Here is an 8,179-nt window from a genome sequence, read left to right on the forward strand (position 1 = left end):
CTCTATCAACCCGCGAAACATGCTGGCAAAATGCTGGCTAGTCGTCATATTTTGTCTGGAGATTGATAAACCGTGTCCAACGCCCTCAGCGCGGATGATGCTCCGCAGCCCCCTAAGGTGCTTACCACGCCACTGGAAATCTCCAGCAACCTGCGCCAGCTGCAAGAAAGCCACGATCCGCTGATCATCACCTTTCATGAGCGCAGCCAGCGCTTCCAGAGCTATCTGATCAAAGTCGACCGCGACAGCGCTACGATCGCACTGGACGAGATGATCCCGCGTGATGGCGAACGCTTCCTGCAGGCCGGTGAGCCATTCAAGGTTGAAGGTTTTCATGAAGGCGTGCGCATCGCCTGGGAATGCACCGGCACGCTGAATATCGAAGAATCCGAGGGTGATCGTTTCTACACCGGCGCACTGCCGACTGAAGTGGTTTACCACCAGCGCCGCAATGCCTTCCGCGCAGCACTGAAACTGACCGATCTGGTCAGCGTTGAACTGGGCGGTGAAAAACTCAAGGCGCCAATCAACGGCAAACTGCTGGATATCTCCGCGACCGGCTGCAAGCTGCGTTTCGAAGGTGATATCACCGACCGCCTGCAATTGGGCCAGGTTTATGACCGCTTGATCGCCCCGCCGCTGTTCGGCAACCAGCCGATCTCCGTCGAATTGCGCTATCTGCATTTCGAAGAAAAACTCAACATCACCTTTGCCGGTCTGCGTTTCCACAACATCAGTGGCCAGGCTGCGCGCAACGTTGAGCGTTTCGTGTATCAGTTGCAACGTGAAGCACGCCGTTTCGACAAAGACGATCTCTGATTCGTTGCGGCCAATAAAAAGGGCAGTCCTTGGCGGGACTGCCCTTTTTTTATGCGCGGTGTTTTTGTTCAGTTCAGGGTCTACCGCCACTGAGATCAGGCGCGGGTTTATCGGTATCCGGTTCGACTTCTGCCGCAGGCTCTGACGGAGTATCAGCTTCAGGCTCGGGACTTGCCGGCGCCTGCACAGGGTCTTGCACCATCTGCTCCTGCACCACCTGCTCATCTACCCGAGGATCAAGGGCCGCCACCAGCGGTGAGCTGGACATGCTGTCCGGCATGGCCACGTGATGCAGCGGCGCATCGTCGACCTGATGCAGATTGGTCACGGCTTTCGGCCGTATCCGCCATACCAGCACCAGCGCGAAGAAGCTGAAGAACGCATACAGGCTCTGACTGCCGAACAGCTTCATCAACACACCTGCCAGCAACGGCCCGATGCTCGCGCCGACACCATAAGTCACCAGCAGCATCGCCGTCAGCGACACGCGGCGATCACCTTCCACATGGTCATTGGAGAATGCCACCGCCAGTGGGTACAGACAGAACTGCACCAGCGAGCACAGGAAACCAACCCCGAACAACACCTCCAGCGGAACCTGCGGCAGCACGGCCAACGGCAACGCCGCCACCGCCAGAAACCCGGCAAAGCAGCGAATCAACAGCGCACGGTCATAACGATCGGACAACCAGCCCAACGGCCACTGCACCAGTAAACCGGCAAAGATGCAGCTACCCATGAACAGACCAACCTGCTCGGTTGATAGCCCTTGTTGCGAGGCGTACAGCGGTGCCAGACCGTAAAACGAGCCGATGATCAAACCGGCACCCAGCACCGTACTCAACGACTGCGGTACGCGCTTGATAAAGAAGCGTGGCTCCATCGGCGCCGGATGCAGTGGCGCCGGGTGAATCCGCCGCGTCAATGCCACGGGCACCAGACACAGGGCGAAACACAGCGCGACCAGCATCAGCAGTTCCAGCCCCAGGCCCGGGTGCATGACCAGAATCAGTTGGCCGAGGACCAGGCCCAGGTACGAAGCGATCATGTAGCCGCTGAACACCAGGCCACGCTGATTGGCGTCCGCCTGTTCGTTGAGCCAGCTCTCGATCACCATGTATTGGCACATCATGCCCAGACCGACGATGGTCCGCAGCACCAGCCACGCCGGCAGCCAATCGACCAGACCGTGGCCAAGCACCGCCGCCCCGACGATCCCGGCACAGGCTGAATAAGCACGGATGTGCCCGACCCGGGCAATCAGTCGGTGACCGATCTTGCCGCCCAGCACCAGACCGAAATAGTTGGCCGCCATCAGCGCGCCGACCCAGAGGCCGTCGACATTGTCAGCGGCCAGACGCAATGCCAGATAAGTGGATAGAAGGCCCGAGCCGATCAACATCATCAGCGAGGCGAAATACAGTGCTCGAAAGGATTTCCAGATTTGGCGCATCGGCGTTCCGAGCGGCTCCTTGCAGTAAATATCGGGCTACCAGAACGATAGCCCGATGGCGGCGGTACGTCAGGCCTGGGCTGCTAGAACACGTCGTTCCCAGGGAGTGATTTCATCAAAGAAGCTGGTCAACTCCATGGTCTTCGAAGCGATGTAGCCTTCGATGAACTCCGGTCCGAACAGTTCCCTCGCCAATTGGCTACGTTTCAGACGTTCGAGCGCGGCGTGCAAGGTACACGGCAGCGCAAGATTGTCCGGCACCGCGAACTCGCCCTGAATCGCTTCGCTCGGTTCCAGCTCATTCTCGATCCCGTGCAAACCGGCAGCCAGACTGGCGGCGATCGCCAGATACGGATTCGCATCGGCGCCCGGCAAACGGTTTTCCACCCGACGGGCAACCGGCGAACTGGCCGGAATTCGCAGGCCGGCCGCCCGGTTGTCGTGCGACCAGCAGGCGTTGTTCGGTGATGCGTACGGATGGCACAGGCGCTGATAGGAATTCACATTAGGTGCAAACAGTGCGGTGAAATCAGCCATGCCCGCCTGCTGGCCACCGATGAAGTGACGGAACATCGCGGTCGGCTCACCGTGCGCATCACTGAAGACATTCTTGCCGCTAGCGGTCTCGACGATGCTCTGATGAATGTGCATCGAACTGCCTGGCGTGTGTGCCAGCGGCTTGGCCATGCACACCACGGTCAGGCCGTGCTTGAGCGCGACTTCCTTGAGCAGGTGCTTGAACAGGAACGTCTGATCGGCCAGCAGCAGTGGATCACCATGCAGCAGATTGATCTCGAACTGGCTGACGCCCATCTCGTGCATGAAGGTATCGCGCGGCAGACCGAGTGCCGCCATGCACTTATAGACTTCGTTGAAGAACGGCCGCAGACCGTTATTGGAACTGACGCTGAACGCCGATTGGCCATCCTCGCGACGCCCGTCAAGGCCTACTGGCGGACGGAACGGCTGGGTCGGATCGGTATTCGGCGCGAAGACAAAGAATTCCAGCTCGGTCGCCACCACCGGCGCCAGGCCGCGCGCGGCATAACGGGCAATGACTTTCTTGAGCTGACCGCGAGTCGACAGGTTGGAGCTTTCGCCGCTCAACTCATCGGCATCGCAAATCGCCAGGGCACGCGGCTCGTCACTCCATGGCAAACGATGGATCTGGGTCGGGTCGGCAATCAGGGCGAGATCGCCGTCGTCGCTGCCGTAAAACCGTGCTGCCGGGTAACCGCCCATGATGCATTGCAACAGCACGCCACGGGCCAGCTGCAGACGCCGCCCTTCGAGGAAACCCTCAGCGGTCATCACTTTGCCGCGCGGCACGCCATTCAGATCCGGCGTAACACATTCAATCTCATCAATGCCGGTCAATCGCTGCGCGAGTGAACCCTGGCCATCGGTTGTCATGACGCAATCCTTGTTATTGTGCGAGCCGCGAACGGCGACCCGCACAAAATAGGCTCCGGCTGTTCGGAATATCAAGCAGCGTCAAAGAAAAACCTGTGTCACGGCAGATAAAGGCTGAACACCCCGCCGCCAAGCGGTCCGCCGTTGCGGATTTCGGTGCGTCCTTCGACACCATTGCGCTGATGCAGCGCCGCGATACGATTGGCGAAATACAAACCGAGCCCGGTGCTGCCACTGCTGTGATTGATGCCCTGTACATAATCGGCCTGGCGCTCGAGCATCTCGGCCGGATAACCGTCGCCGTCGTCGTTGATACTCAGCACCAGTTGCCCAGCCTCGTCACTGACGGTGATCAGCAGCGATTCGCGGGCGTAACGAATGGCGTTATTGATGCAGTTGCCCAGCACCGAGGCAATCAGCTCACGGTCGAAGAAACCCAACGGGCTCAGCGGATCGACTTCATAGGTGGCGATGATCCCGCGACTGGCAAACACTTCCTGATGCGCCGCCAGTTGCGCCTCGATAAAGTCATCGAGTTCGTGATAGGCCGGTTGCAGCGGCATCTGGTTGACGCCGAGCTTGTACAGCCCGAGCAGTTGCACCAGCATGCCGTTGAGATGGGCAAACTCGAAGTCGATCACACCCTGCTCCGCGCCTAACCGTTGCGCCTCAGGCAACCGTGCCAGCCATTGGCTGTGGGCCTGCATGAGCATGGCCAGCGAGTTCTTCATGTCGTGGACGGTGGAGGCGATCACCGTAGAAAAATCCAGAGCTTGCTCGTCGTGGTTCATTCGCCAAACGCCTTGCTTTTCAGCTTCTGATAACGCGCAAAACGCGCGTCGGTGTCGGGCATCAGGCCAACCATTTTCAGGCAGGCCCGACATTCTTCCAGTTCCGCCGACGGCACACTGGTGTCGGTGCCGTGGAGCAGCGACTGGGCCATGTTCAGCGCGATACTGATGTTCTTCGGTTGCATCTTCAGCGCCTTGCGGAACACCTCACGGGCCTCCACCAGGTTGCCGGTCTTGTACACGCGCACGCCCTGACGGTTGAGGTCAGCAGCGGCGTTGCTGGAACTGAGGATAGTCGGGTCATCAGTGAGCTTGGCGATGTCTTTCATTACTGCCGGATCGTCACCGTAGATCTCCGCGCAGCTCTTGAGCATCGAGGTGCCCGCCTCGGCCTGTCCGAGCATCTGCAATTGCTTGGCGACCAACAGCGCAGCTTCCGGACTCATGAACTGCTCCATGCCGTCGAGGCGCATCAGCGCTTGCTCGGTGAGCTTGTCAGCGGTCTCGGCATCGTTGAGCAGCAGGCTGGTGGCTTTCATCAGACGCGCGCGAATCTGCAGGCCGGGGTCGCTCGGGTTTTCTTTGGCCACCGCACTGAGCGTGGTGTTGATCTCCAGGCGTGTGCGCGTGTCGAGACCGCGCTCACTGCCTTTGCTGATCAGCGCGTGAGCCAGGCCGAGATTACTTTCCGGATCCTTGAAGCGCGACTGCGCGCCTTGCGCTACGGCCTGACGATAGGCGCGGGACGCGGTGTCGAAGTCTTCGTTGGCCATCGCCAGCTTGCCCAGCAACGCCTGCCGACGCACCGCCAAGGGAGACAGGCGAATCGCCTCCTCCAGCACCCGTTGCGCACCTTTGCTATCGCCTTCTGCGACCAGTACATCGGCCATGCCGTCGTACAGCGCCGGCATCATCGGGAACACCTTCAGGGCCTTTTCATAAACGCCCTTGGCTTGCGCCACCTGGGCACGTTTGAACAGCAATTTGCCAAGTCCGGCAAATGCCCATGGCAACGGCCGGTCAGCAATGATGCTGTCATAGAGACGTTCCAGCGCTTCGTTCTGATTCATCTCGCGCAGCGCATCGGCGCGATAACGCAGGCACAGCGGCGAATAGCGAATGTCCTGCTTGCACAGGGCGATGCAGGCGTTAAGCACCTCGACCGGTTTGCCGCGATCGAGGGCTTGTAGAATCGGTTTGAGCAACGTCTTGCGCTGTTCCAGACGCTCCAGGCGCTGGGCCAGGCCGGAGCGGTTGAACGGCTTGGTCAGGTACGCATCCGGTTCGTGCTCCAGAGCACTGAGCACCATCGCCTGACTGGTCTCGGCCGTCACCATGACAAACACCGCTTCATGGCTGATGAGCTTTTCCGACATCAGATCTTCAAGCACCTGCTGGCCGTTCTTCTTGCCATCGCCGAGATGGAAATCCTGCAGGATGAAATCGTAGGACTTCTGCGCGCACATCTTCAGCGCCTGCTCACCGGTATCGGCCGTGTCGACGTCCTTGACCCCGAGCTCACGCAGCATCGAACGCACGGAACTGCGGAAATCCGAGAAATCATCGACGATCAGAAAACTTTTTTGGTGATACGACAGCATCGAAGATTTCCAGGCAATTGAAGTGAGGGCAATTTCAGGCGCGCAGATGATAGCTGGCGGCAAAATGCTATCAAGCGATTTCGCGCGACTTTTAAGTCACCGAATGGGTTATCGGCCAGAAGTGCGGTTCCCTGAAGCCAGCGCTTCAAGATTCCTCTGCGAGCATTTACCCTGCGCACCAGGACAACTTCCCACTACAAGGCTTACATCGTGTACATCAAAGGACGCTACATCGTGTCCGCCTGCGCTCTGCTGTTTGTTCAGCAGGCAATGGCAGCTGGAATGGATTGCACAAAAGCGGCGAATGCCGTCGAAAACACTGTTTGCGCGAACAAGTCGCTGTATGAACTGGATGCGCAGATGGGGGTGGTTTATCGGGATTTATTCAAGGTTTCTGCTCCCGCACAACCTGAGCTCAGGCGCACTCAACGACTGTGGCTGAAAGCCCGCAACGAATGCGCCGAAGACATTTCGTGCCTGGATCAGCACTATCGCGAGCGCCTGCAAGTGCTGCTGGCACAGTGGCAGGCAGCCGTTGCCTATCAACCGGATGACCTCGATGAACAGGCGCTGGACGACCTGCAAAAGAGCATTCAAGCCGCCAGTAAAGATGATCCCGAATTTGCGCTGGACCGAGCACTCGCCGCGCTCGCCGTGAAAACAACTGCCGGCGGTTTTCACGGCGATGCCAGTGAAGAGGATTCGTCGATAACGCACTTTCCGACTGCACAACCCAAAGGCGTTACTGCAAATGAATGGCGAGCCTTGACCGCTTCGCGGATCACTGACGCTGCCGAAACCGGCCTGACCTCTTACACTTTGCAGGATCTGGATGGCGACGGGCAGCGCGATCTGATTGTAAATACCTACGCCGGGGGCACAGGTCTGTTCACCTATGTGGAAACCTGGCGTCGCGACGGAGAACGGTTCGTCAAACGCTCTGTTGAGCCCGGAAGTTCGCTGTTCTACACCAACGATCGCGGTGCCAATCAGTCGGTAGACTGGATAAACCTGCGTGACAAAACTTACGCGGCTTATCGAAACAGCGAGTACGGCGTTGATCGGATCTACTTGCTCAACCCGCTGCAAATCAACGTCCAGGTGCCTACGGTGACGATCCGTTATCACTACGACCTCGACGTGCCCGTTCTTCAACACAAAGATGACGGCAACAGCACGTTTGAACTCGAACCCGATCTGCACCGAGCGCTCAATCTGGCAGTGGCGAAAGTAAATGAGACCGCTGCTATCCCTTCAAAAGAACCGCTCTGCCCTATTCCGGCTACAGGCGCCGGTGAAAACGATTACTACAGCTTTGGCCCGGCGCATTACAGCATTGAAAAAGTAGCCGACCTGCCAGTCTTCATTGGCAATGATTGTTACATCGGCGCCTTGATCGACTGGTTCGGCAGTTACAGCGAAAAGAATGGTTTGTTCGCGCAACTGGCATTGCGTAAACCGGACAGCGATGACGGCAGCCGCACATACGAAGTCTACGGTCGCCGACACATAACCGAAGTCAGTACCTCAATGGGTAAAATTGAGCTGAACGAGGGTTAACCGCGTATCCAGTCTGATGTTGAAGATCAATGATGCAGTCGCGGCACGTTGTGGCAATTCGTCGGCTGACGGTAATACAAAAGCCCCGTCGCAATTTCGATTGCGACGGGGCTTTTGTATTTGAACTTGATAGTCTTCCCGAACTTTTTATCCCTGATAAACTTTCCTGCGGGCAAAACAAAACCCCAACTGCTTTCGCAATTGGGGTTTCGGAATTTAATCTTGACGATGACCTACTCTCACATGGGGAAACCCCACACTACCATCGGCGATGCATCGTTTCACTGCTGAGTTCGGGATGGGATCAGGTGGTTCCAACGCTCTATGGTCGTCAAGAAATTCGGGTACTGACTCGTGACCAGATGGCCTCGCTTCAGCAAATTGGGTATGTGATAGCTTTCGGTGTTTGTGAACTTCGAACTTTCGGTTCGTTTCGTCTTCACACACCGCAATCTGGTCTCTTCGACGCAAATTGCTTGGGTGTTATATGGTCAAGCCTCACGGGCAATTAGTATTGGTTAGCTCAACGCCTCACAGCGCTT

6 protein-coding genes and 1 rRNA gene are annotated in these 8,179 nt (G+C 57.8%); 2 read left to right on the forward strand and 5 right to left on the reverse strand.

The features are described from left to right. Window positions 1-72: 72 nt before the first annotated feature. On the forward strand, window positions 73-819 hold the full coding sequence (locus AC0ZWN_RS04075) for a flagellar brake protein (RefSeq protein ID WP_093442101.1): 747 nt from the start codon (window positions 73-75) through the stop codon (window positions 817-819). A gap of 73 nt (window positions 820-892) precedes the next feature. On the opposite strand, the gene AC0ZWN_RS04080 is transcribed toward AC0ZWN_RS04075, so the two are convergent. The 4 genes from AC0ZWN_RS04080 to AC0ZWN_RS04095 all read right to left on the reverse strand — a co-directional run bounded on the left by AC0ZWN_RS04080 (window position 893) and on the right by AC0ZWN_RS04095 (window position 6,077). Next, window positions 893-2,272 carry an MFS transporter gene (locus AC0ZWN_RS04080; protein WP_116256244.1) on the reverse strand — a complete coding sequence of 460 codons (1,380 nt, stop codon included), beginning with the start codon at window positions 2,270-2,272 and terminating at the stop codon, window positions 893-895. A gap of 69 nt (window positions 2,273-2,341) precedes the next feature. Continuing rightward, window positions 2,342-3,583: a glutamine synthetase family protein gene (locus AC0ZWN_RS04085; RefSeq protein WP_476334128.1), complete on the reverse strand. Its 1,242-nt coding sequence runs from the start codon at window positions 3,581-3,583 to the stop codon at window positions 2,342-2,344. A 200-nt stretch (window positions 3,584-3,783) separates the two neighbouring features. Next, window positions 3,784-4,476 carry a sensor histidine kinase gene (locus tag AC0ZWN_RS04090; RefSeq protein WP_093442086.1) on the reverse strand — a complete coding sequence of 231 codons (693 nt, stop codon included), beginning with the start codon at window positions 4,474-4,476 and terminating at the stop codon, window positions 3,784-3,786. After that, window positions 4,473-6,077, reverse strand: coding sequence for a response regulator (locus tag AC0ZWN_RS04095; RefSeq protein WP_476334124.1), 1,605 nt, complete (start codon window positions 6,075-6,077; stop codon window positions 4,473-4,475). The genes AC0ZWN_RS04090 and AC0ZWN_RS04095 overlap by 4 nt, the downstream gene beginning before the upstream one ends. 210 nt (window positions 6,078-6,287) lie before the next feature. Here AC0ZWN_RS04095 and AC0ZWN_RS04100 point away from each other — a divergent pair, with 210 nt between their 5' ends. After that, window positions 6,288-7,637 carry a lysozyme inhibitor LprI family protein gene (locus AC0ZWN_RS04100; RefSeq protein ID WP_476334125.1) on the forward strand — a complete coding sequence of 450 codons (1,350 nt, stop codon included), beginning with the start codon at window positions 6,288-6,290 and terminating at the stop codon, window positions 7,635-7,637. A 220-nt stretch (window positions 7,638-7,857) separates the two neighbouring features. Here AC0ZWN_RS04100 and rrf read toward each other — a convergent pair. Further along, window positions 7,858-7,973, reverse strand: a 5S ribosomal RNA gene (gene rrf / locus AC0ZWN_RS04105). Window positions 7,974-8,179: the final 206 nt, after the last annotated feature.

This window comes from Pseudomonas sp. 3B-A001-10F (genome assembly GCF_056313565.1).

Excerpts from the sequence above, each read along its gene's own strand:
- AC0ZWN_RS04080 (WP_116256244.1), bottom strand. The coding sequence starts at position 2,272 with ATGCGCCAAATCTGGAAATCCTTTCGAGCACTGTATTTCGCCTCGCTG.
- AC0ZWN_RS04085 (WP_476334128.1), bottom strand. The coding sequence starts at position 3,583 with ATGACCGCTGAGGGTTTCCTCGAAGGGCGGCGTCTGCAGCTGGCCCGT.
- AC0ZWN_RS04090 (WP_093442086.1), bottom strand. The coding sequence starts at position 4,476 with ATGAACCACGACGAGCAAGCTCTGGATTTTTCTACGGTGATCGCCTCC.
- AC0ZWN_RS04095 (WP_476334124.1), bottom strand. The coding sequence starts at position 6,077 with ATGCTGTCGTATCACCAAAAAAGTTTTCTGATCGTCGATGATTTCTCG.